Origin of the sequence: Cytobacillus sp. (genome assembly GCF_964223445.1) — a bacterium.
Taxonomy (GTDB): Bacteria; Bacillota; Bacilli; order Bacillales; family Cytobacillaceae; genus Cytobacillus.
Genome location: NZ_CAXQGS010000052.1, coordinates 1 through 24702, shown reverse-complemented (window position 1 = coordinate 24702; position 24702 = coordinate 1). Strand labels below are relative to the sequence as shown.

General features: G+C 35.4%; 23 protein-coding genes. 6 read left to right on the top strand and 17 right to left on the bottom strand.

Annotated elements, in window-relative coordinates:
• Positions 1–4 precede the first annotated feature (4 nt).
• Together ACEQ1T_RS09170 and ACEQ1T_RS09165 are read right to left on the bottom strand one after the other, a co-directional pair.
• Entirely contained in the window at positions 5–688 is a 684-nt protein-coding gene (locus ACEQ1T_RS09170; RefSeq protein WP_206839614.1) for a sulfotransferase family 2 domain-containing protein, read from the bottom strand.
• 41 nt (positions 689–729) lie between these two features.
• Positions 730–1833, bottom strand: coding sequence for a DUF563 domain-containing protein (locus ACEQ1T_RS09165; protein ID WP_370222591.1), 1104 nt, complete (start codon positions 1831–1833; stop codon positions 730–732).
• A gap of 319 nt (positions 1834–2152) precedes the next feature.
• Here ACEQ1T_RS09165 and ACEQ1T_RS09160 point away from each other — a divergent pair, with 319 nt between their 5' ends.
• The 3 genes from ACEQ1T_RS09160 to ACEQ1T_RS09150 all read left to right on the top strand — a co-directional run bounded on the left by ACEQ1T_RS09160 (position 2153) and on the right by ACEQ1T_RS09150 (position 4537).
• The gene (locus ACEQ1T_RS09160; protein ID WP_206839612.1) at positions 2153–2896 is read left to right on the top strand and encodes a hypothetical protein; all 744 of its coding nucleotides are present in this window, start codon (positions 2153–2155) and stop codon (positions 2894–2896) included.
• A 180-nt stretch (positions 2897–3076) separates the two neighbouring features.
• Complete coding sequence (locus ACEQ1T_RS09155; RefSeq protein WP_206839611.1) at positions 3077–3568, top strand: hypothetical protein; 492 nt, start codon at positions 3077–3079, stop codon at positions 3566–3568.
• Positions 3569–3577: 9 nt separating this feature from the next.
• Entirely contained in the window at positions 3578–4537 is a 960-nt protein-coding gene (locus tag ACEQ1T_RS09150; protein ID WP_206839610.1) for a glycosyltransferase, read from the top strand.
• 34 nt (positions 4538–4571) lie between these two features.
• Here the strand turns inward: ACEQ1T_RS09150 and ACEQ1T_RS09145 are convergent, their stop codons facing one another.
• The 14 genes from ACEQ1T_RS09145 to ACEQ1T_RS09080 all read right to left on the bottom strand — a co-directional run bounded on the left by ACEQ1T_RS09145 (position 4572) and on the right by ACEQ1T_RS09080 (position 20028).
• A complete protein-coding gene (locus tag ACEQ1T_RS09145; RefSeq protein WP_312886190.1) occupies positions 4572–5444 on the bottom strand; it encodes a glycosyltransferase family 2 protein in 873 nt (290 codons plus the stop codon).
• Positions 5445–6021: 577 nt separating this feature from the next.
• Positions 6022–6660: an rRNA adenine N-6-methyltransferase family protein gene (locus ACEQ1T_RS09140; protein WP_206839608.1), complete on the bottom strand. Its 639-nt coding sequence runs from the start codon at positions 6658–6660 to the stop codon at positions 6022–6024.
• 71 nt (positions 6661–6731) lie between these two features.
• A complete protein-coding gene (locus ACEQ1T_RS09135) occupies positions 6732–7553 on the bottom strand; it encodes a sulfotransferase family protein (protein ID WP_370222588.1) in 822 nt (273 codons plus the stop codon).
• A 194-nt stretch (positions 7554–7747) separates the two neighbouring features.
• Entirely contained in the window at positions 7748–8761 is a 1014-nt protein-coding gene (locus ACEQ1T_RS09130) for an NAD(P)-binding domain-containing protein (RefSeq protein ID WP_370222586.1), read from the bottom strand.
• Between the two features lie 53 nt (positions 8762–8814).
• A complete protein-coding gene (locus ACEQ1T_RS09125; RefSeq protein ID WP_370222585.1) occupies positions 8815–10326 on the bottom strand; it encodes a UDP-N-acetylglucosamine 4,6-dehydratase family protein in 1512 nt (503 codons plus the stop codon).
• Positions 10327–10687: 361 nt separating this feature from the next.
• On the bottom strand, positions 10688–11419 hold the full coding sequence (locus ACEQ1T_RS09120) for a GT-D fold domain-containing glycosyltransferase (RefSeq protein ID WP_370222583.1): 732 nt from the start codon (positions 11417–11419) through the stop codon (positions 10688–10690).
• Positions 11420–11458: 39 nt separating this feature from the next.
• Positions 11459–12007, bottom strand: a complete 549-nt coding sequence (locus ACEQ1T_RS09115; RefSeq protein WP_206839602.1) for a DUF4214 domain-containing protein — start codon at positions 12005–12007, stop codon at positions 11459–11461.
• A 21-nt stretch (positions 12008–12028) separates the two neighbouring features.
• Positions 12029–14392, bottom strand: a complete 2364-nt coding sequence (locus tag ACEQ1T_RS09110; RefSeq protein WP_206839601.1) for a glycosyltransferase family 4 protein — start codon at positions 14390–14392, stop codon at positions 12029–12031.
• Between the two features lie 343 nt (positions 14393–14735).
• Positions 14736–15698: a GDP-mannose 4,6-dehydratase gene (gene gmd, locus ACEQ1T_RS09105; RefSeq protein WP_206839600.1), complete on the bottom strand. Its 963-nt coding sequence runs from the start codon at positions 15696–15698 to the stop codon at positions 14736–14738.
• A gap of 191 nt (positions 15699–15889) precedes the next feature.
• Positions 15890–17008, bottom strand: coding sequence for a glycosyltransferase family 4 protein (locus tag ACEQ1T_RS09100; RefSeq protein ID WP_206839599.1), 1119 nt, complete (start codon positions 17006–17008; stop codon positions 15890–15892).
• Between the two features lie 20 nt (positions 17009–17028).
• Positions 17029–17487, bottom strand: coding sequence for a dTDP-4-dehydrorhamnose 3,5-epimerase family protein (locus ACEQ1T_RS09095; protein ID WP_206839597.1), 459 nt, complete (start codon positions 17485–17487; stop codon positions 17029–17031).
• Entirely contained in the window at positions 17484–18335 is an 852-nt protein-coding gene (gene rfbD / locus ACEQ1T_RS09090; protein ID WP_312886181.1) for a dTDP-4-dehydrorhamnose reductase, read from the bottom strand. The genes ACEQ1T_RS09095 and rfbD overlap by 4 nt, the downstream gene beginning before the upstream one ends.
• Positions 18336–18344: 9 nt before the next feature.
• Positions 18345–19292, bottom strand: a complete 948-nt coding sequence (gene rfbB, locus ACEQ1T_RS09085; RefSeq protein ID WP_206839595.1) for a dTDP-glucose 4,6-dehydratase — start codon at positions 19290–19292, stop codon at positions 18345–18347.
• The gene (locus tag ACEQ1T_RS09080; protein WP_206839593.1) at positions 19285–20028 is read right to left on the bottom strand and encodes a sugar phosphate nucleotidyltransferase; all 744 of its coding nucleotides are present in this window, start codon (positions 20026–20028) and stop codon (positions 19285–19287) included. The genes rfbB and ACEQ1T_RS09080 overlap by 8 nt, the downstream gene beginning before the upstream one ends.
• 413 nt (positions 20029–20441) lie before the next feature.
• Between ACEQ1T_RS09080 and ACEQ1T_RS09075 the strand changes: the two genes are divergently transcribed.
• From ACEQ1T_RS09075 to sat, 3 genes are read left to right on the top strand one after another with little or no spacing between them, the layout of a single operon-like run.
• The gene (locus ACEQ1T_RS09075) at positions 20442–22205 is read left to right on the top strand and encodes an SLC13 family permease (protein ID WP_206839592.1); all 1764 of its coding nucleotides are present in this window, start codon (positions 20442–20444) and stop codon (positions 22203–22205) included.
• Between the two features lie 26 nt (positions 22206–22231).
• Positions 22232–22852, top strand: a complete 621-nt coding sequence (gene cysC / locus ACEQ1T_RS09070; RefSeq protein WP_370222581.1) for an adenylyl-sulfate kinase — start codon at positions 22232–22234, stop codon at positions 22850–22852.
• A 12-nt stretch (positions 22853–22864) separates the two neighbouring features.
• Entirely contained in the window at positions 22865–24004 is a 1140-nt protein-coding gene (gene sat, locus ACEQ1T_RS09065; RefSeq protein WP_206839590.1) for a sulfate adenylyltransferase, read from the top strand.
• Positions 24005–24085: 81 nt separating this feature from the next.
• Here the strand turns inward: sat and ACEQ1T_RS09060 are convergent, their stop codons facing one another.
• Positions 24086–24520 (bottom strand): hypothetical protein, encoded by a 435-nt coding sequence (locus tag ACEQ1T_RS09060; protein ID WP_370222580.1) that lies wholly within the window; start codon positions 24518–24520, stop codon positions 24086–24088.
• Positions 24521–24702 lie beyond the last annotated feature (182 nt).

Below are 24702 nucleotides of genomic sequence, written 5' to 3'. Positions count from 1 at the left end.
TTTATCATTTCAAAGAATTTATTTCTTTCTGTAATAACCCTTTCCCGTACTCATACAACTGAAAGTCAATTTCATTTTTCTGCTCGATCAGCTTTCTGATTTCCGCTGGAACCTGTTCCATTTTCGGACGTCTTTTAGTTACATTGTGCTTATTATTATAAGGGGCATTCCATCCAAGCTTATTTCTCATAATTGCCAGGGACTCATTAAAACGCTCCGTTATTCCAACCATCAAAAAGTGTTCTTCGATATTTTTTTTAGCTTTTTCTATTGATGCAGTACCATCCCCGGAAATCATTTTTGTTTGTAAGTTATGAATTTGATTTTGTATATTTCTATCCTCACACAAAATAAACTCCTTTAAAGTTAAAGACATAGCTTTTTTATTTAAAGGGTGCCGAGGGCTTTCCCTTAGAAAGTAATAAAAGGAAATGACACGGTCTACAGGATGGCGGAGCATTGTGAGATACTGAACAGGCTGCGATAAAGCTTCATGCAGACCAAATTGAAAATGGCCCTGTATCCACTTTACAGAAGAGAGTCTTGAGTTAGGTGTTCCCTTTAGCTTATTATAAGCGTCCTCATGTCCAGCATAAAAGGAACGGATTTGATAAATACCATACTGTTTTTCTATTATTTTCCTCATGGAGGTACCAGCTGTTTTTGGTATGTGGATAAATATTATCACTTTTCATCCCCCGTAATTCATTATTATTCATTAAGCATTTGTTAAAATACTTTTAAAAATTGGTTCAGATGCTCTGTGTTCAATATCCAGCTTGCTTTAATGCCAGGAACATTTAGTTCAGTTGTTTGACCGACAAAATAATGCAGCTTGCCTCCCGTGGATGTATTCACTAATACATCACTCATTTTAAAAAATGTATTAGAAGTAAGGATAAGAACTTTGGGATGATTTTGCTGAAAGACACTGTTATACATCCCTGAACCTGAAGTGCCTGCTATAACCTTTGCATTGCGGAATAAATTAATTTGCTCTGATATTTTTAGTTCCTGAGGGTGAATAATTTTATAGCCGTTTAAAGAAAAAATCCTTTCAACAGCTTTCTCATTCAGTAAACCTCTCCGCTGATTTTTCAATTTTGACCTGGAGACATAAATCTTTTCAGCCCCTGTCCCCCTGTCATAGTAGTCACCGATTCTTTTCCATGTTTTATAGGCAAATGATGAGGTGTATTTTCGTAGACAAAAGGATTGAACTGGTATATGAAGTCTTTCACATACGATGGGATTGTCCAGATATACAATTTGCCTCGTGCTAATTCCGAAGGGTTTAAGCAAATCGAGCTTCCAGCTGGTTCGATCTTCTGGATTCATAATGAATTTTACCTTTTTAACATCAATATACTTTGTAATCCATAGTCTTGAGATAACCTCTAATAAAAAATGCCCGAAGCCGCTTTTCTCTCCGCTTAAAAAAATACAATCACCTTTTTGATATTTCGTATTTTCTATATTTACCTTTAGTGAGAATCGATTTAATCGTTGATTATAGGTCAGATGGTTTGTTGAGGAGTTAAACTGGTAATGTCTGAAGCTATCAGGAAGAATAAATTTTCTGTTATGGATAATTGTCTGATTCCTTATGCATAAAGTATTTCTAAGACTTGCAACATAAAAATCCTGTGTTACACATTCATTTGGCAAGTTTATACCTGGAAAAGGCAGCACGGGTGGAACGATTTGAGTTCTTTCTGGATTTCTTAAATGATATAGAGTATTCTGCGGTAATATTCCTAATTTAAATTCTTTAAAGTCTTTGGCTGCACATATTTCTCGGTACGGAATCACCTTCATGTAATTTCTGCTCACAATTTCACCCTCCAAAAAATTTCCGGTACAAAATATTATATTCTTCCTAATGTGGATGGCTTGGATTATTGTCCAGACAAAGGGCAAATAAAGGTTAAAATATTTAGGCTCGGCCCTGTTAACTATTGTGAGCACACTGCTTCTCAATCGGAATATATTAACATTGGGTTAAAGGTTTATGGAGATTTATGCTTTCTGGTTTGGGTAATCAGGAATGGTGTCTGAATTTACGCAAAAGCCCATACACATAGCAGGAGAAGCAGCATAACATACAAGTAGGTTTAACCCTAATATAATAAAGCGAGAGGATGATCAGTTAATGGATTTTAAGTCAATTAACGGCGGACAGGAGACTTTATGTATAAAAGTAAATAAAGTTTATGACTGGGTAACCCGCCAAGTTGATGTGCCACTTATTGCTTTTAATGCAAGTGATCTAGCAGCTGGAGCAATTGAGTTTGACTGTGAAAATGGCGGTGTAACGCCAGATACAGACCCATGTGCAGTTCTAGGAGGAAATTACACAGTTGAATGTTTTGCAACTGATGAAAATGGTACTCCTGTTGACCCTCTAGCACCTGGATCAATTCTTTGCCAGGAAATCCCTCAGCCGGATGGCCGTGCAAGCGGGCAGTTCCAGTTGCCAGATGGATCAACAGTTACTTTGCAAAAAGTAAAGGTTTTAAAGAAAGGTTTTGTAGTTGTACGAGTAACAAATCCAAATGGCTTGTCATGTACAACTGGGCCGATTCCTTGGGCTGTATCTGAGAAATTCTTCTTATGTGCGCCTCCAGGAACTTTCCTGCAATGTGAAATTACAGACTTTGAATGTGATGCCAACTTGATTTGCCGCGCAACTGCTACGCCTGGTGAATTCGAATTCCAGCAGCTGGATATTTCAATTAACCTGTGTCAAAACGTTCAAATGGAAGCTTTGGTAAAGCTTGAAATTACAGCTGAATTCTGCCAGCCGCGTCCTGACATGCCTTTCGTTTGTCCGCCGCTTGCGTTCCCGCCTCAGTGCCCGACTGTATTCCCGGGACCTGGTCCATCACCAGCTTAATAGATCATGAAAAACTAGAATCTAAGAGGAGTGCCCGCTCCTCTTTTTTTACATTTAAAACGCTGATTGATAAAGTTTTATATTTTACTCAGCTCTTACCCTCAGAAACATTAACATTTACCCTTACTTAAAGGCATAAAGTGTAAAGAAAACATTTGGTAATGGAATAGGAGTGATACCTTGTTTTGGAAAAAGAAGGAACCTGAAATTGTTAATAGTATCGCCTGGTTCAGTTATTCCATTATGCTTCCTGAAAAGGAGGAGGAAGAAGAGGATATTATGGTAGTTGGAAACTTGAATATAAGAAATATCGGTACAGCTGCATTAAATAATCCCCTCATTTGTCTGCGGACAAAACCTTCGGAAAATGTGCGGCTTGGCGGAAAGATCGGTTCAGTAAATCATACCGCTCTCATGATTGATGGTTCTAATACAGAAGCCTGGGTATATATAGATGATGACTGGAAGGAAAAAGCATTAAAGATCGGTGAACACTGGTTAAAGCCAGGAAAATCCAAGGCGCTTGAGCAAGGGACAAATTTAAATTTTGGATATGAGCTGCAGGTTTCTTCCAAGAAAAAAGATAGATTCGTTCTTGTGGACGGTTTTTTTTATTGTGATGAACAAAAAGATGGAATCGGTGCCTTAAACAGCATTTCTATTAATTTTTAGGTGAATGTTATGAGAATATTATTTATTTCTTCAGGTTATACAGGGATATATAAATTTTTTGAACAATGGATTATGAAAGAGCTTCAAAAGAAAACCAATGTAAAACAATTTGATCCCCTAACTGGCATTGGAAAGCTAAAAACAATGGTAAATCAGTTTAAACCGGACATTGTCATTGTCCTTCTGGGCTTTAAGGTCCCTTTAAAAATAATCCAATGGGTAAAGACACAAAAGATTAAGACGGCAGTCTGGCTAACGGAAGATCCTTATTACATGGATAAAACGGAAGTGCTAATACCCAATTATGATTATATCTTTACTATCGATACGGCAGCCAAAGATTTCTATATTAAAAAAGGGCACCAGCAAACTTTCCATTTGCCATTAGGAACTTCAACAGAAATATTCAAGCCTATTCAGGCCGGACCAGCTTTTATAAGCGATATATGTCTGCTGGGCTATCCATATCCGGATAGGGTGAAGCTTATCCAGGTTCTTCTGGAAAAAACACCTTATAAAATCAAGGTAATTGGCAAATGGAGAAATAAATTAATCCGGCTGCAAAATCACCCCAGATTGAGAATTCATGATATTTGGGTGGAACCATCGATTGCGGCTCAGTATTATAACGGAGCAAAAATTGTATTAAATACGCACAGGCCCTACAATTTACATCAAAACAAAAATCGGATTGGCATTAAGGGCAATAGCATAAATAATAGAACCTTTGATGTAGCAGCTTGCGGGGCTTTTCAGTTAATTGAGTACAAAGAGGATTTGCCAATCCACTTTATCGAAGACAAGGAGATCGTATCATTTAAAACGGAAGATGAACTGCTTCAAAAAATTATTTTTTATATTAATCATGAAGAAAAGCGCAAGGAAATTTCGGAACTCGCAAACAAGCGCGTCCTTAAAGAGCATACATTTGAAAAAAGGATGGAAGACATGCTGAGTAAGCTCCAATGACAATAGTAAGTAAAGACTATCATTGGCAATTAACCTACTCCGCATCTTCACTGTTCCATGGTTTTGTTCCGCGATGCAGTTTTCTCTGAACCCCTTTGTCATGTACCCGATGTTCATCGGTTAATGCATTTATGGGATAAAAATCCCAATGCCTTACAAGCTTTCTAAAAAAAGCTGCGTCACCGGCCTTCCAATTGTCAGGGTGGTCATCCCACCCTTTCACTACCTCTAAGCAGGATCGACTGTGCATAAAGGAATTATGATCAACCCTCCCCATTGGATATCGTGTAACTCCAACTAAGGGGCGTATAAAAGTCCTTGTAATCCTATTCCCTGTATACACAATGACTTTTTGTCTGCCATATAAGACATGAATTTTGGGGTTCATTTGAAACGCCGCTGCCATTCTCTCGAATCGGGTTGGATAGTATATATCATCATCAGTTAAATAGGTTACTAAATCTCCCGTTATCCTTCCGAGTGCCAAATTAATGCAGGTTGCATATCTGGTTGTTTTTGGGCGATCCTCGGGACTTACTCCTGTCTGAATTAGTGTAATCCGGGGATCTTTATCAGCAATTTCATTTAATACATTTTTAGTTTTTGCATTAGAATTGTCATCTACAACAATGAGCTCCCAATTGGGATATGTTTGCTGCTGAACACTTGCAATGGCCTCACGGACTCTCTGAGGACGATTATAACTTGTTAAAATACAGCTTATTTTCAGGTTAGGTTTATTTTTGGTGGCTTTAGACATTTTATTCACCTTGCTTTTTTCATTTTCTGTGCGGGCTTTCTTCAATAGGGCTTTTTTTTGCCTTAAAGATAAATGAGGAGTTATTCCGCTGGTTTTCTTTCTGAGAAAATTTCCCTTGGTGACTCCAGCAAAATTTTGAACTACCACCAACAAATAATACACCTCCCTTACTGTTGAATAGATAAAGCCGCTACACTAATGTATTCATTAATTGATGGACTTAGCTCTCTTTTAAAAAGGTTCAGTGGTTCGTTATTTTTTAACTTTGTAGTTTGGCTGTAAAGGTTTCAGGATGCCATTTGAAGTCTTTACATTAATGATTCTTTTGGCTGAGGGCATTTTTCTGCCTTGATACGATGCATTGGAGGAAATCTTTTTATTAACCTCATGGCAAAAGCACATAGTCTCACCGCCTTTTATTCGCACTGATTCGCGCTGGGCACTTCAAAGGTCCCTTAGTAAGTTTGAAGCTTTCCGTTTACATATTTTTTTGTAGAGTACCCTGCTTTTGTACCCTTCACCACAGGCATTTTATAATTGTTTGCTGTGAGCTTAACCGCTTTTCCGTAATTCGGGTCACTTCCTAAATAATATTTATTAACTTTTTTACAAAGACACATAGGAGCACCTCACTTTCTTAAGATATACTATTCGTGAGCTTGTCTTCAGTTTGTGCTAATATACATATTCTTCAACTTTTTTAACTAACAAATTTTGAATCTCTTTATGGCAAAATTCTTATTATGTCGTCAGCTACTTGAAAACTTAACTCAGGCCTTCTGCTTTTTACAAACTTTTTTAATTCCTGGATGGTAGGGTAATCATTCAAAATAGGATTGGGACCAATAAAACATCGGGCATCATCAATTAAAATTACATGATGCCTAACATGATGCTTTAAAATCTGATCTAATTCATCCAAAATAGGAGTATCTCTATCCCCTCTGGCTGTATCTATTGAATCTGGTACATAATGTCCGTCCAGCCAAAATACACAAGGTACATTAATAGACTTCAGCATGTCCCCCAATACTAAGGAGCTATCACCATGCACAATATTCACATGTGATTGGCTGGAAAATTTTATTTTTGCTTCATTATATAGGTCTTTATCTAATTCTATTGAGACTATTTTATTGAAATTATTTAATACTGCCTCAATCATGGCACCTTTATAAGTACCAGTCTCTATTAACACCTGTATGTTATTTTTTTTCTGGTATTTCTTTACTGTTTCTGGTCTGATTTTGTAGGGTTTAGCTTCCAATAACCAAAAACGCATAGTCTCTTCTCTTGTTAATGAATTAGGCAAATATAAGTTATTTCTCCAAAACTCCAATATATTTTTATACTTATCTTCCATAAATAATCACCCTTTATTTGTTATACCAATTAAACCCGGAAAACTATAAATAAGGATTTTTCACGGTTAGCTTATTTTTCAAAAAAAGATCGATATAATAAATCAACTTTTTTCCTGAATATTTCAGAATTGAAAAAATCGATTGAGTGGCATGCCTTGTAGCATAGGCTATAAAGCTCTTTAATATCATCTTCAATATATGGATCATTTAACAATCTATCTAAGCTCACCCTGCTATGCTGTAATGAAGGGTCAATAAAATGATTTAACTGCCTTTTTAATTCTATCTCATTTTTTTCGATTTTAAGATTGAAAGTCTTAGAAAGAATTTTTAAGCATCCAAGACTATTGTCCAGGAATTGGTTATAATCAAAGATGAGCCTTTTATGGCCTTCTGTCTTTTTCAAACTTAATAACGTTCTTTGCTGCCAAAGCTTCAATGCTGTAATGTCTTTAAAGTTATATGCTTTTTTGAATGAATGAATAATGTCTACGGGATTACGAACCAGGATTACATAATGGGGAGTGACAGATAGTTCATTTAATACCTCATTCCATAGTGCAATAAAATGGCATGTTCTTGGATCTTTCCATCCCCATACCTCTTTATCTAAATATTCTTTTGTTATATAGTCTTTCAATTCTTGTTTTAAATGGATGTAATCCTTCTTGTGCCACCATTCATGATGAATATTGTTTCCAACTGTTTTAAGCATCTTTTCATGGATCATTACAATTCTGCTGTTTTCCCAATAGCCTTTTGGATTTGTGCGGTCAGCAGGATAAAGATGGGATCCTACATCCACTCCCATTAAATTTATCGCCCTGGTCACCATTGAAGATCCGCATCTTCCTGATCCTATAATGCAAATTGCTTTATTTTCTCTAACCATAGTTTCTCCTTTCACATCAGTTGTTTTAATAAATCTGCTTTTTTCTGAAGACTTTCCGGTAAGCAAATAGATGATTGGTAATTTGTTATTTTTACTGGGAAAATTAATGATAAAAGTTTGGAAGAAACTACTGCTGGCATTATTTTTAGAAGGAGGATAGCAGATGTAGATTTATTAGATGATTTTTTAACTGTTTACTTTTTTTCTGAGATATATTTTTGTACCATTTCCAGATTTTTGATATCAGTCAGATTATACTTACCTATTTCTTTTGTCCCCCCTAGTCCATTTGCAATTCCAATCACTTGTGTAGGCGATTTAATAGAATCAACGATTATATCCCCTTCATTCCCAATAATCCCCCCTGATACTAATTTTATTTCCTCTATTGATGACTTACCTTGCACCTCCCTAAAAAACTTTTCAGTATAGTCCATTAAAGGTATTAATGAGTATAGAAACCCCAATCGTACATCAAGCCGAAAAGAATTTAACCTTTTTTTACTGCTGTTTTTATAAAATTCATGAGTAAAATTGTTTATGCCACCATCCAAAACTAAGGCATTTTCCTTTAAACTTTGAATAATATTATGATTAATTACTTGTTTAGAAGATATAAAGGAAATAATAGCATCAAAAAAATCACTCATCTCTTCAAAATTTTGTAATTGTTTGATCCTATTTAATGAATATCTAGGAAGAATTAAGTTAAGCGCATTTACCAATAAACTAACCTTATTTTTATCCCGTGAATAAATATATATCTCTGCCCCTCGTTCAGCCAATCTTAACGCAAGTTTCCCAGCTATATTGCCTGCACCATAAATTAAGATTTTTTTATCCTTAAGAAAATCTTTAAAATAATTCAACATGTAAAGGTCTGCAGCTTCTACAGTCGCATCATTTGGTTTGTATGACTTGACAATTGAGGACTTTATAGTTTTTTTTGCAATACTCTCGAGATCAACATTTTTTTTGGATTCAACATCTATTAGAATATACTTGACCTTGCCATCGAGAAAATTTAAACATTTTTCTGCTGAATGAATATTTGAAATTAAGAAATTAATCGTTTCAAATCCAAGTGTTTTTCTTCTTGGCAAGACAGTAAAGGGAGCTGAATCTCTAGATGTCATCCCTACTGTTGCTACAGTTATTGAATTAGGGGCAGTAAAACTTTTCAATTCTTTTTTTATCTTCTCAATCATTTCAGCTTATTTTCCCTCCTTTTATACCTGAAATTGATTGGTTTTTTATTTTTTCAATATTGATCTTTAATAATTTTATCTAGCATTTGCCCAATTTTTTCAGGATAATGGATTACAGCTTCTTTAAGTTTTTCTAATTGTCCTTGTAAATTCTCACTGCTTTTTATTTTGGGAACAGCAATCATAACATTAGGGTGTTTGGTTTTCACTATTTCCTCACTAGTGTAAAAAAGTGATTCATTTAATTTTTCTCCCTGACGTATTCCTGTAATTTCTATTCTAATATCTTTGTCTGGTTCATAACCATATAAGCAGATCAGCCTTCTGGCAATATCAATGATTTTAACTGGCTTCCCCATATCCAGTACGAAAACCTCTCCCCCTTTTGATAGTGCACCTGCTTCAAGAACAAGTTGCACTGCTTCAGGGATGGTCATAAAATACCTCACCATATCTGGGTGTGTTACGGTAACCGCTTCTCCTGACTCAATTTGTTTCTTAAAAATGGGAATTACACTTCCGCGGCTTTCCAGCACATTTCCAAACCTTACAATTGAGAACTTCGTTAAACTTTCTGATGCAGCAGCCTGAACAATCAGCTCTCCAATCCTTTTAGTTTTCCCCATAATATTAATAGGCTCGACAGCTTTATCAGTTGAAATAAAGACAAAGCGTTCAACAAAGTATTTAGATGATGCCTTGACAAGATTTTCAGTTCCAAAAATATTGTTTCGTACTGCTGCTCCTTCATTCATTTCCATTAATGGAACATGTTTGTGAGCTGCAGCATGAAAAACAATAGTTGGTCTATACTGTTCGAAAATTTGTTCAATGTGATTCTTATCCTGAATATCCGCTATTATTAAATGTATTTGAGTTTTGGGAAACTTTTCTTTAATATCTGCAGAGATATTAAAAATACTATTTTCTCCATGGCCAAGTAAAATCAGCCTTTTTGGACTGTATCCGGCAGCCTGCTTAACTAATTCACTTCCGATTGAGCCTCCTGCTCCAGTAATTAAGACGGTTTTATTTGAAATATATTCACTAATTCTCTTTGTAGGCCTAATGATGTCTCTTCCAATAAGATTTTTTACATTAATATTAGGTGGTTTACTATTAATCTTTTTTTCTGCCTGTTTTTTAGTATCCTTTACCAACTGTTCGTTGCCATTACTAAATGAAGCATTAATCGAAGGAATATTATTATTGAAGAAAACTCTAATTGGCCCGAAAAAAAATAATGCTGTTGTAACAAATAGAATTAATAAAAAGAATAGATTTGATTGTATGCTCATGAAAATCAAAACGTATATACAAAATAAAAAGCTGGCAATTAACAAATGCTCTTGCTTTACAATTGAAAATTCTTTTCTCAACAGTAATTTGTACAGGCACAATTGAACTAATGGTACATAGACTAATAGTGCAAAAACAGCTCTTAAATCCATAATTTCAATAATTAGCGCCTTACTTTCTGCAGCTATTAAAGAATATATAAATATACTGGATATAAAGAGGAAATGAAAAATATATTCTTTTGTAAATTGGATCAGATTATTCATTGTTTTTAATGCCCATCCTTTCCTTAGAAACATTTTGATGTTCTTTTTTTGCACTTTATATCAAGTTGGATTGAAAATCGTTTTTTTATTATCCAGTATGATAGTTAATATAAAAATGCAAGTTGAGTATTCTTTAGGGTATCGATGTACCATCACAATACATCGTATTCAAAAAGAATGATTTTGTATGGGTTAGTAACCTCTTGTCCAAAAAAATAACCTGTTAGTTTTAAACTAACAGGTTTTAAAATTATAAGATTTATAAATCTTTTTCGCATAAAGCCTTTAAGGTCGGCTTTTCAATGATTATTGTGCGAGTAGAAATTAAGGGTGCAATTTAAGAAAATCATCAGAATTCCAGCTAAATATCATTATCTTTATTATTGGGATTATTTGTATGATTTTTATTATATTCATTTGCGGTTTTATCAAATCTAAATTCACGGCCTTCTATTATCTTATCTATAGCATGGCCAAAATCAATAGCAATTTTACCAGTATCACGCACAATTCGGGGTACAAGAATCGAAGCAGGTAATCCTGCAGAAACTAGTGCCACCTCCCAATTCGAATTTCTGCATAATAAATTGTGTACCTTTTGGAGATCCTCCATACCCTCCAGATTAATTGTGTTGGTAACTGTTACTCCTTTTTTCTTAAATAAATGCTGAGCCTCTTTTGAACGTCTTCCCACCAAAACAACTTTTTGCATTCGAAGCCATTCCCAAAAATCCTGGCTTCTTATTAGTTCATGGGTAACCCAGGCTGAACATACATGTTTCGGTACAATTTGAAGTGCCTTTAACATTTCTTTTGCTGCTAGGGCAGCTCTTCTATCCTCATAAATACGAGATGTTGAACGATGGAGACCAACAATATCCGTCATTTTTAATGCTTCTCTAATATCAGTCTGCATCTTCTGAGGATTCTCAGTTGCTCCATTGTATTCTCTATAGTTCCATCCCTTAATCCAATCAGGATATGTGGTCCATGCCAAATTAATCTCACTATGGCCAAATCGGGCAAGTGAAAGGGGTTTCTTCTGAAGAAAAGCCACTTTCAATAATTTAATAACATCTGAGGTTTGCAGCATGTCATTTTCATACTCACCTGGTATCTTCCCCATAATTTATTAATCCCTTCTGAAATGAGTTTTTAACTTCTTTATTACCATTTCGGCGGTTACTTTCTCTGCAATGTTTTGTGATTTTAGTGTGAGATTCCTGTTATTTATTTTAATTTTGCTGTTAAATTCTCTGCTTGTGATTATATGAATAACTATATCCCTCTTATCCTTATTTGACCCCTTTGCAGAATATGAAAAGGAATAGTATTCCTTTTTGTTCGGTTTCCTGTTTAGTAATTCCAGAAACACTCCATCTAAAAAATGTTTACCCTTTTTTTTCATAATTTGATGAAGCCGGCCAAAGATCGTACTGTTATTATTTTTCTTTTCATACAGTGGATTACGAAAAGAATTATTAAGCTTAACGATTAATTCTTTACTTTTAAAAAAGGAACTTAGAATTACCTCTTTTTCTGTTCCTTTTTTTAACTTTTCCACATGATCCTGAAAGCCCTGCTGGTCATATTCACGATTTAAAATTTCCCTATATAACTCTTTAACAAATTGAGAATTTTCTTTGCTATACATTTCTTGAATTATTTGAAGTATCTTCAAATCACTTTCCTTCCTCCTTTTTTATTTTGGCAGACTTTGTAAGACATTTTTATATTGTTCTGCAAGTGATTCCCAACTCAGCTCTTGTTCAGCATATTTATATGCATTATTTACGATATTCAACGATATATTTGGACTATTAACCAAACTAGGAATCTTATTTGCAAATTCATTTAAACTGCAAATAATTGCATGATTTCCATTTGAAATTTCGTAGCCTCTCGCTCCAAAGTTTGTTGTTATAACCGGAACTTTCTTCCCAAAATATTCTGCAAGCTTCATATTTGAGCCAGAACCTGTGATAATTGGATTTATAGCAGCATCTGCTACTCTTAAGAGAGCATCTTTAAACTCTTCATTTAATGTTTTAAAATGTAAAACATTTTGAGGCGGTGCTTTTCCAGCTGAGTTACAAACCGATCCAATAATTAAAAAGTAATAATTTTTTAAGTTCAAAGCCAAATCTTGTTCTATATACTGTAAGGCCTTCACGTTCGGGTAATGATTGCTGCCAATAAATACAATAACCGGAGCTCCTTTAAAGAGATTTTTAATGCTTGAAAAGTCATCGTTAAAATAATCATTATCTTTTAGTTTTATACCATTTTTTATAGTAGCAATCTTTTTTGGATTCATATGGAACATCTCTATGAATTGGTTTTTATCCTCAGTTGACACCGTTATTACTAGGTTGCTTTTTTTTAATGCAAGTAACTCTATTTTTTTCACTTGATTAATTAAAAATTTGTACATGGGATGGCCCTTTAATATTTCACTTTTAAGTTTTGTCTCTACATTTAAGCTTTCATATATCAACGGTTTACTTTGAAGATCTTGTATTAAAGGAATCATATAAGGGTGAGCAGTAACTATAAACTCAGAATTTCTATAAAGTAACTTGGTTATCTTCATTAGTAAATTGTTTTTTGTGCACATATAAGAATTAACAATATCACTTACACTTATATGAAACTGCTTTTTTATTTTCATGTTTTCTTGAATATGTTCAGGTGTTTTTGGAATACTTACTTCAAGAAAGTTCTCTGTAATTCGCTTTTTTTCAATCACTTTAGCATTTGTAAAGCAAAGTAAAATAATTTTATAATATTTTGATAGGCCAGAATATAATTGTTTAAGTCTAACTTCTCCTCCTGATAATGCTGTGGACACTTTAAAATCATTAAGGACAAGAATATTTTCTCTTTTTTTTCCTTTTGTGATATTATCAATTTCCTTCTTAAATTTTAAAACTATTCCTTTCCAAGAATAGTTTTGGTCGATGTGTTTTTTTCCCTTCATTGCGATAGTCTTTAATCTTTTCCTATCTTTTATCGCTGTATCTAAAATTGCTGCAAAATTATTTTTGTCAGCCGCTAAATAATCTTCACCTGAAGTCAAATTGAGGCCGCGAACTCCCATTTCTGTTGAAATTAAAGGCAGACCCGCTGAAAGGAATTCAACAGTTTTTAAATTAGTGCCTCCACCAGAAAACATTGGATTTATAGCAAAATCTGAATTAGAAAGAAGTTCTTTTTTCTGTGAGTTGCCAATTCTCCCCAAAAGTTCTACATTACTTCTGCTTACATTTTTAAATTGATTACAGCAATCACCTGCTATAACAAAATTTATATTCTTGCACTTCACTGCAAGATTATTGATGATAAAATTTACAGCTTCATAATTCGGGGGATGTTTGCTTCCAATGAAAAAGGCAGTGGGCTTTTGCCGGTGGTGTTTTGTCGGGATATTTGTCCATTCTTCAGGAACGATGCCATTGGGGGCAAGTTTTATTTTGTCTATATTTACACCATAAGATTTAACAAAGCCTTTCCTGTCCTCCTCTGATACTGCAAAAACCAGGTCAGCCAGCAATACCATCTCTTTTTCAACTTCAAAAAAATACTTAGTATACTTTTTTGCTTCAACTCCATCCCACATCTGCTTTGCCAGATCTGCCTCATTGTTATAACTGTTATATATTCTTGGTTTCTCATCAAATCCAAAAAATAAGTCGTAACCCAAGGTAAATGGTGAATCATGAATTATAATATCGCTTTGTTCGTATAGATTAAGAAAAACTTCGTGATACTTATTTGGATAATTGGACGCCAAGGTTGAAACTAAAGCAGAATATTCAATTCCAACCTTTCCGCGTAACTCTTTGTTAAGGCGACCGTGAATATCTAAATCATTTGGGACTAAATATTCCCTGAAGGTTTTCGAATATTCAACAATCCTTACTGATTTATGAGGGTGTGATGAAGAAATGAGGGTTACATCATAATGATTACTTAATTCATTATAAAAGTGAAAATACCTGTGTTCACCTCCGGTAGCAGGAGGGTTTTTCGCAGGGAAAAAATTAAGAACAAGGATTTTTTTCATATGCTTAATTCCCCTTTACTTTTTACAAACAAGAATTTAAAAATAGGCTCTATTTTTAAAGGTTGTTGTTTTTGTTTAAGAATTCTGCCCGTAGATTTCCACTGCAGGTACAGAGCGAACCCACGGGAAGAATGTGAGCCTCCCCTGCTTCGCCTGCAGGGTATTAAAGTTCCCTCTCCTCCCGCAGGACATGGAATAAGCTTCCTCGAATGTTCAACCGCAAGCAGGAAATGCGTCAGCATTTTCGAAGATGGAGTGCAAACAGCGAAGGTCAATTCTGCAAATTAAACTAAATTATGAAAAAGCAATAAACATTTGAAAACAGCCTTGAAAAAAACTGCCCTTATTTTTTAGAGTTTCTCTTTAAATCTTCTTCTACCATCATTTCAATCAAGTTTTCAAAGCTTACTTTAGGCTCCCAATCCAACTGTTCTTTGGCTTTTTGGGGATTTCCTATTAATAAATCAACTTCTGCCGGACGGAAAAATTTCTCATCGGCAACAACATAATTCTCCCAATTCAGTCCAGCATAGTTAAACGCAGTTTGTACCCATTCCCTTACAGTATGTGTTTTGCCGGTAGCGATTACATAATCATCAGGACTGTCCTGCTGCAGCATTTTCCACATGGCTTCAACGTAATCACCAGCAAAACCCCAGTCTCTTTTTGCATCCAGATTTCCTAAACGGAGCTCATTTTGAATTCCCAGCTTTATTTTTGCAACAGCATCAGTTACTTTCCGTGTCACAAACTCAATTCCTCTTCTTGGTGATTCATGATTAAACAATATCCCCGAGCATGCAAAAAGATTGAAACTTTCTCTATAATTTACTGTAATCCAATGCCCATAAACTTTTGCCACACCGTAAGGACTGCGTGGATAAAAAGGAGTCACTTCAGTTTGTGGGGTTTCTACAACTTTTCCAAACATTTCACTGCTGGAAGCTTGGTAAAAACGAGCATCCAAATCAGATAAACGAATTGCTTCCAGCATATTTGTGACTCCGAGCCCTGTTACTTCTCCTGTGTAAATCGGCTGTCTCCAGGAGTCGCCAACATAGGATTGAGCAGCTAGATTATAAACCTCATCAGGTTTCGCTATCTTAATTGCTTCGGTTAAGGATGTTTGGTCGCGAAGATCCCCTGATAAAAATTCAATTTCGTCTTTTATATGTTTTATATTTTCATAATTTTGTGTTGCTGTTCTTCTTTTAAGTCCATAAACTTTGTAGCCTTTATCTAGAAGTAAATCAGCAAGATAAGATCCATCCTGTCCGGTTATACCAGTAATTAATGCTTTTTTCATGATATACTCCTTTCCAAACTAGTATATTGCCAGGTAACTTAATATTTTAACTGCAGATTATAATTCTTAAATGACCCAGCTTATTTTCATTATATGATTAAGAAGGACAAGAGTTACGAACTTTGGAACATTATTCCAATCCAACAATATAATTAAATGTGTATATTAATAGCATTTTCGAACTCTCTGCTTCACCTCTTTGATGGCAATTGGCCAATTTGATTTAGCCGCAATCGGTACTTTTCACCGATTGCTTTAGATGACAATTTAGTTTCAATAGTCCTCTTTCCAACTAATCCAATTTTATCGGCGTATTTTTTATCGAATACCAGCTTTCTCATCGATTGAGAAGCCTGTAAAAGGTCAGGTTCCGCCCATCGCTGATTAGATGTGTATGGGCCATAATCCTGTCCAATATTTTTTAAAGTAAAATCGACTAAACAGGAATTGTTATTATTCATGAATTCCAGGTTGCCAGACCAATTTGTAGCTATAACCGGCTTACCTAGAAACATGGCTTCTGCCAAAGGTAATCCAAATCCTTCGGATCTATGAAGAGAAACATAGCTGTCAGATACATATAGCAAACCATTTACCGTTTTCCGATCAAGTACTTTATCGATAAAAATTATGTTTTGATATTCCTCACATTTTTGTTTAAGCACCTCAAGCTGACTGGAATTGGAACCATTATTAATTTTAATAGCGAGTGCAACTGAATGGTTTTTTCCGGGAAAAGCCATCTTAAATGCATCTATAACTGCCATTGGGTTTTTTCTTCCCAATGTACTGCTAACGTCGAACATTGTAAAAAATAAAAATTTATTTTCCGGAAGATTGAAGTCTTTTCTGGTAATTACTGAAGGTATTTCTACGAAAATAGAGTGAGGAATTGTAATAACCGGCTTTCGAGTTCTACTTGAAATAACATTTGAGGTAAAACTGGAAGGAACCCAGACTTCATTAATTAATCGAAGGCTTTTTAACCAGGTACCAGGGAGTTTTTCCAGTTCCCAATGCCAGTACCCAATATTATATCGGTTCAAAAACCATTTCTTTGGCAAGTTGTTTTTTTTATAATGTATAAAAAACTGGTCAGAATTTATAAAAAAGATATTCGTATTAAAAATTGGTTCTTGTACTTCCTTGTGTATCCAGGAGAAGTCATTTTGCCTGGCTGGACAATGCGAAAAATTTATTATGCAAAAAGGGATTCCTGCCGATTGCAGTGCCCTTGCAGCTGAACGGCATGCTTCCCCTAATCCAAATTCAGCTCGGGCATATCCGATCAAATTGACACCTTTCTTCATAGATCAATGTCTTCCTTTCCCTACCTGAATTTTGTTTTCCAGTCAAACCCGATCAAAGGATCATCCCAAGCTATTCTTTTCTCATCAGGTTTTTCTTTATCATAAGAACAAGTTGTAAAATAAATAATTACCGCAGGCTTTTCCCCCAGGACTCTATAACCATGTGCAACACCCTTTGGAATAAGGAGCATAATTTGATTCTCTTCACCCATGTAATAGACTTCGGTCTTACCAAAGGTAGATGAATTTTCTCTTAAATCATGTAGTACCACTTGTGCATTACCTGAAGGAAAGAACCATAAATCATCTTGTTTTTCATGGTAATGAAATGCTTTTATTACGCCTGGATAGCTCATAGACCAGGAAGCCTGCCCAAACCTTGACAGCAACTCCGGCTCATCATCCCTGATAAGCTCGGCAAAAAATCCCCGGTCGTCACAATGCTTTATAAGCTGTTTAGTTTTTACGCCTTCTATCATTTGCTTAACTCCTTCCGTATAAAGTCTTTCAATGCATACTCCCAATGCCTTGGAGTCTTAATGCCTTGATTATTAATTGCCTTATGTTCCATGACTGAATATGCGGGCCTTGGTGCGGGAACACCATATTCTGCACTGGTTATAGGCTGCACTCTGGCAGGGTCATAACCTGCTTCTTCAAAAATTCGTTTTGCAAATGTAAACCATGTACATGAGCCTGTATTGCTAAAGTGATAAATACTATTTTCCTTATCAATTAATTGTTCAATAACTGCTGCTAAGTCATTAACATAGGTTGGTGACCCAATCTGATCATTGACAACTTTTATTTCTCTGTTTTCCTTTCCCAGTTCAAGCATGGTTTTTACAAAATTTTTCCCTTCATGTCCGTAAAGCCATGAAGTGCGGATAACCGTAGCATCACTATTGGTTAGCACTATCCGTTCTCCAAGCCATTTGCTCATTCCGTAGACCGACAGAGGATTTGGAATGTCATCCTCCGTATAAGGACTTTGTTTTTTCCCGTCAAAAACATAATCTGTACTTATATAGATAATTCTTGCATTTACTTTTTTCCCTGCTGAAGCTATATATCCGGCACCTAAACTATTGACTTCAAAAGCTTTCTTTCTCTCTGATTCACATTTATCTACTGCAGTATAAGCTGCTGCATGTATAATAATATCGGGTTTCAGCTGGTTAATTATGAGGTCTGCCTTTTCTTTATTTGTTATATCGAGATCTCCTTTTCCCAGACTGTAGCTATGATGCTTACTGCTTAAGGATTTTTGCAGTTCCCTGCCTAATTGACCTTCACCGCCAGTGATTAATATATCTATTTTCCTCACCTTTTTCTTTTAGCATCTGGATTTATACCAATTAATCGTTCTGCTGATCCCTTCTTCAAATGAAACCTCAGGCTTCCAACCGACTTCCTTTGATATTTTGCTTGAATTCATTGCATATCGCCTGTCATGGCCTTTACGGTCGTCAATATACTTGATAAGACTCTTATCTTTATTTAACTGGTTTAAAATAATTTGGATAACCTCCAAATTTGTTTTCTCATTATTACCGCCAATATTATAAATTTCACCTGCAATTCCCTTTTCTAAGACCATTTCTATGCCCCTGCAATGATCTTCTACAAAAATCCAATCTCTTATGTTTAATCCATCTCCATATAAAGGAATTTCCTGGTTATTAAGAGCGTTTGTAATTGTTTTAGGGATAAGCTTTTCTGTATGCTGCAAAGGTCCATAATTATTGCTGCATCGTGTAATGATAAGAGGAAGCTGATAGGTTTCATAAAAAGAGCGGACAAGCAAATCAGAGCTGGCTTTACTTGCGGAATAAGGATTATTGGGTGCAAGAGGAGTCTGTTCTGTAAAGGGAGAATCTCCTGGAGAAAGGGAACCATATACTTCATCTGTTGAAATATGAATCATTTTATCTGCTTTTCCTTTTAAGACTGCCTGCAATAAATTAAATGTTCCTTGAATATTAGTCCTGATAAATGGATGTGCGTTAAGAATACTCCTATCCACATGTGTCTCAGCGGCAAAGTTAATAATGGCATCATATCTCAAATCAAAAACTTCATTTAATTCCACTTCATTTCCTATGTCACATTTAATAAAACGATAATTATTAGAAATCTCAAAGGCCTGAATTTCCTTTTTATTTGAAGCATATGTCAAAGAATCTATATTAGTAATATAATAGTTTTTGTTCATTAGTATTCTTGAAATGAAGTTTGAACCAATAAATCCTGCTCCACCAGTGACAAGAAGATTTTTAACCATTATTATCCTCTTCTTTCCTATTTTCATAAATAAACTTTTGAGCCAAAAATAAAGAATGATGGGTTCCTGCATCAATCCACCAGCCATTTAAAACATCATACTCCAGCTGGTTTTTTTGTATATACAGATTGTTTACATCTGTAATTTCCAGCTCATTTCGTTCGGATGGCTGAATGTTTTTGATAAGATTGAATACTTCCTCATCGTACATGTATATTCCAGTTACACAATAATAAGAAGGCGGGATGCTTGGCTTTTCATGAATAGAAAGTATTTTCTTTTCAATTAAATCTAATTTCGGAACACCGTAACGTGTCGGGTTGCTGACTTTCTTTAAAAGAACCCTCGCCCCGTGCTTCTGGTTTTCGAAAGCTTTTAAATGGAGTGTTAAAGTATCTTCAAACAAATTATCACCCAGTACCACTGCGAATTTTTCTTTATTTATATAATCCCGTGAAGCTAAAAGTGCATCAGCAATCCCTCCCCCTTCATTTTCCTGGGCCCGAAATGTAAGTTTTACATTGAATTCCCTTCCATCACCTAAAACCTCTCTAAATACGCTCAAGTCCTTTTCATTTGTTATGATAAGTATCTCCTGGATACTTGCTTCCCTTAATTTGATAATTGGCCAATAGATCATAGGATAGGGGCCAACCGGCAATAGATGTTTATTTATGATTTTAGTAAAAGGTAAAAGACGTGTTCCTGTCCCTCCCGCAAGAATGATTCCTTTCAATTTAGATGTCTCCCTTCGCAAACTCTTATCAAGAAAAGGCTCCATATTAATTAAAATCTTTAAAGAAACACTGATAGTCAGGGAATTTTCATTTGGGATATCATATCGCTGTTTCTTTAAAGACTTTCTCTTCGTGTTGTTTCAATTTTGAATGATTGGCCTATGGCATTTCATAAAGTTCTTAGAAAATTTGTATTACCTTAAGGTACTACCTGTCTAAATTACTTTATGTTTTTTCGCTCTTATTGTTATAGGCAACTCCATTAATTCCTGTCCAAAATATTTGGCAAGCCGCTAATCTTTTCCCGAAAAATGTTAATTTATTGAAAAACGAGGCGAATATCTACGCAAAAAAGAATTTATCACATAGGTATAATATGATTACTTATTTGGAATTGTCAGGAGAGATTTCTATGAATATCGATGCAATTTTTTTATGCATCATTCTTTCCATCATGTTTTTTGGTCTTATTAAGGAATGGTTTTCGGCGGAATTTATGGTTTTTCTCACGCTGGCTATTCTTATATTTGCGGGAATTACAACTCCATCCGAAGCTTTTAAAGGTTTTGCAAACCCGGCAGTCCATACTGTTGCTTTCCTTTTTATTGTAGGAGCAGCTGTATCCAAGAGCGGCATACTGCACGTCATAATTCAAAAAATATTAAGCAAAAGTAAATCAATACAGTATGTATTGTTTCGCTTGATGGTGCCAACAAGTGCCATGTCTGCGTTTATGAATAACACTCCAATTGTAACCATGCTTATCCCCGTCCTTCAGAAGTGGGCAGCTGCAAACCATGTAAAACCATCTAAACTGCTAATTCCTTTATCCTATGCTGCTATTCTCGGAGGAACTATTACTCTAATAGGGACATCAACAAATCTAGTTGTTCAGGGTTTATTAATTGAAAAAGGCTTAAGCGGATTCAAAATGTTTGATTTTGCCTATATCGGCTTACCGATTACGGTTGCGGGAATTTTATATTTTGTAACGATAGGTCATCGGCTTCTGCCCGAGCGGGCACATAATTTTGAACTTTTTCATGATGGAAAGCTGCCTTTTATCCACAAATTTAGTGTCGAAAAAAATTCAACATTAATAGGAAAAAGCATAATGGATGCTATGCTTCGCAATCTGGAACAATTATTTTTGGTTGAAATAATCCGAAGCGGGAAACCCATTATTCCTGCACCAAATGATGAAACCATTCAGGAAGGTGATATTCTTGTTTTCTCAGGAAACCCTGATGGATTATTAAAGGTATGCCATATTATTGGATTAAGACGCGTTCTGGGGAACAAAGGGAATCATATTAACCTTCCTGCTACTTTTTTAGAAGTTGGAATTTCAGAAAAATCTCCTTTAATCAATATAAAAGTTAAAGAAAGCAATTTTCGGTCAAGGTATAATGCAGCAATTGTAGCCATTAAAAGAAATGGAAAGTTTATAACTTCGGGTATTGGAAATTTTGTGTTAAAGAAGGGAGATACACTTTTATTACTGGCTAAAAATGATTTTTTGAGGACATGGTCGAATGCTGAAGATTTCTATTTTATCTCTCCTATTGAAAGTAAATATAGAAATAAAAAAAAGGAAAAATTTGTGGTCATATTGATTCTTATAGGAATCATTATTTCATCGGCATTTCAGCTGATATCCATATTCAGCCTGGCATTAATTTCTGCGCTAATCGTGATTTTAACAAAAGTTATTACTGTTAACGAAGCAATAAAATCCATAAACTGGAGTGTCATCATTATTATGGGGAGCTCTATTGGAATTGGCAACACCATTGAATCTACTGGCCTGGCAAAATTTATAGCTTCCTTTCTAGCAATGTTTCAGAGTTTTACGGGCATAATAGGAATTTTGTTTTTATTCTATCTAATTACTTTAATCATGACTGAACTCCTTAATAATCTTGCTACAGCTGCTATTATGTTTCCTATTGGCTATACCGTTTCCCTTCAGTCCGGTTTAGATCCAAAGATGCTTGCAATGCTTACAGCCATATCCGCTTCATGCAGTTTTCTTACCCCGATAGGCTACCAAACTAATTTACTTGTATATGGTCCAGGGGGCTATAAATTTTCAGACTTCATTAAAGCTGGGCTCCCTTTGAGTTTGATATGTATGGTTCTATCTGTTTTTATTGCCTATTGGATTTGGATTTAAGATCAGATTTAAAGGAGGAAACAAGATTGGGAAGTAAGGATAAAAATCAACATATAGTCTGGCACGATTCAGTAATTAAAAAGGAAGACAGGCAGAAAAAAAACGGCCATAAAAGTCTGATGGTTTGGTTCACCGGACTCTCCGGTTCCGGTAAATCAACAATAGCCAATGCTTTGCAGGCAGAACTATTCAAACAGGGAATCTATGTCTATCTTTTGGATGGTGATAATCTTCGCCATGGAATCAATAGAAATTTATCCTTCTCAGAAACTGACAGGAAAGAAAACATAAGGAGAACCGCAGAAGTCGGCAAACTTTTTGTTGATGCTGGTGGGGTAATATTGGCAGCATTGATATCTCCATTTGAGGAAGATCGTCAGAATGCAAGATCATTATTTCTCGAAGATGAATTTATAGAAGTGTACGTAAAGTGCTCACTCCAGGAATGTGAGAAAAGAGATCCGAAGGGGCTTTATAAAAAAGCAAGAAGTGGTGTAATTAAGCAATTCACAGGGATTGACCAGCCTTATGAGGAACCTGTAAATCCGGAAATTACCATTGATACAGATAAGCTCACAATAAATGAAGCTGTCAAAAAAATTGAAACATATTTGAAAAAACGCCTAAATCTAGATCCTGATGAATAGGAGTGATAAAAGTTGACGATAAGTATTCCACATGGTGGAAAATTAATTGATAGAGTGGACTTGAGCTATGACCTTTCAAATATCGATGCTGAAATTGATATAGATGGCATGGCCTTATCAGATCTTGAATTAATTGCAAATGGGGCTTTTAGTCCGTTAACTGGATTTATGGGACAGACTGACTATCAATCAGTTATAAATACGATGAGATTAGAAAATGGAACCATCTGGAGTATCCCAATTACTCTTCCGATCTCTAAAGAAGCCTTAGGGAAACTTAAAATTGGTGAAAGGATAAAGCTTAAACATAAAAACAAAGTATATGGGGTTTTGGACCTTCAAGAGGTTTATAAACCTGACAAAACAGAAGAAGCCATTAAAGTTTTTCAAACTGCCGATCATCGTCATCCAGGGGTAAAAAAGCTTTTTGATCGTTCAGAATTTTACGCAGCTGGACCTGTAACATTAACAACAATACCAACCAAACACCATGGATTCCAAAAATATTCCAAAACGCCATCAGAAACAAGGAGAATTTTTATAGAGAACAATTGGAAAACTGTTGTCGGCTTCCAAACAAGAAACCCGGTGCACAGAGCACATGAATATATCCAAAAAACCGCTCTTGAAACGGTGGATGGCTTATTTTTGAACCCGCTGGTTGGGGAGACAAAATCAGATGATATTCCAGCAGATATTAGAATTAAAAGTTACGAAGTGCTCCTAAAAAACTATTATCCAAATGACCGGGTTTACTTGGCTGTTTTTCCAGCTGCAATGAGATATGCAGGTCCAAAGGAAGCTGTTTTCCATTCCCTGGTACGTAAAAATTATGGCTGTACTCACTTTATTGTAGGTAGAGATCATGCCGGTGTTGGAGAATATTACGGAACATACGATGCACAAATAATCTTTGACCAATTCAGCCCTGAAGAATTAGGAATTGTCATCCTGCCATTTGAACATAGCTTCTACTGTTTGAAATGCGGAAATATGGCGTCAAGCAAAACTTGTCCTCACACGAAAGAACACCATCTCCACTTATCAGGCACAAAAGTGAGGGAAATGCTGCGCAGCGGAAAGACACCCCCTCCCCAATTTAGCCGACCGGAAGTGATTGAGGTTTTAATTAATGGCCTAAGAGATACTTAAAATAAAAGGACTCCGGAGCAATCCGGAGTCTTTTACATTTAGAATCTGTTATTGGATATCACATACATAATGGAAGATTTCTTATATTATGTGATATCCGAATTCCCCAATCATATGTTCATCACTATGAAAGTCTGAACCGCCTGTAATAAATTTATTGTATTGACCAGCCATTTTTTTATATCGTTTGACATCATTCTTATCATGCTTTCGATGCCACACTTCAATTCCATCCACTGGAAGCTTCAATAGCTCAGCAATAATATGATCATCATGTACAAGCCTTGGGTGAGCCAGTACAGCTTTTCCCCCTGCGTTTTGAATTAATGTTATCCCTTCTAAAGGGCTTAGCTTCAATTTGTCTTCACTGCAGGGTTTTCCATCTCCAAGATATAAATCGAATACTTCTTGAGTATGTTTTGCATATCCCTTTTCCACCACTGCTTTTGCAATATGCGGACGGGCAATGACTTCTCCCTTGCTGTACTTTCTGACATCTGCAGAAGTAATGACCATCCCAATGTCGCAAAACTTTTTAATAATAACCTCCGAACGATTCTCCCGATGTTCTCTAATTCGCTCTAATACCTTTGGAATAACCGTGATTCCCGGAATTGAATTAAGTACAAAATATAAAGATAAAACTATTGATATCTTAGGCTATGGAATAAATGAAACTCCGGAGTTATCAAAGGTAT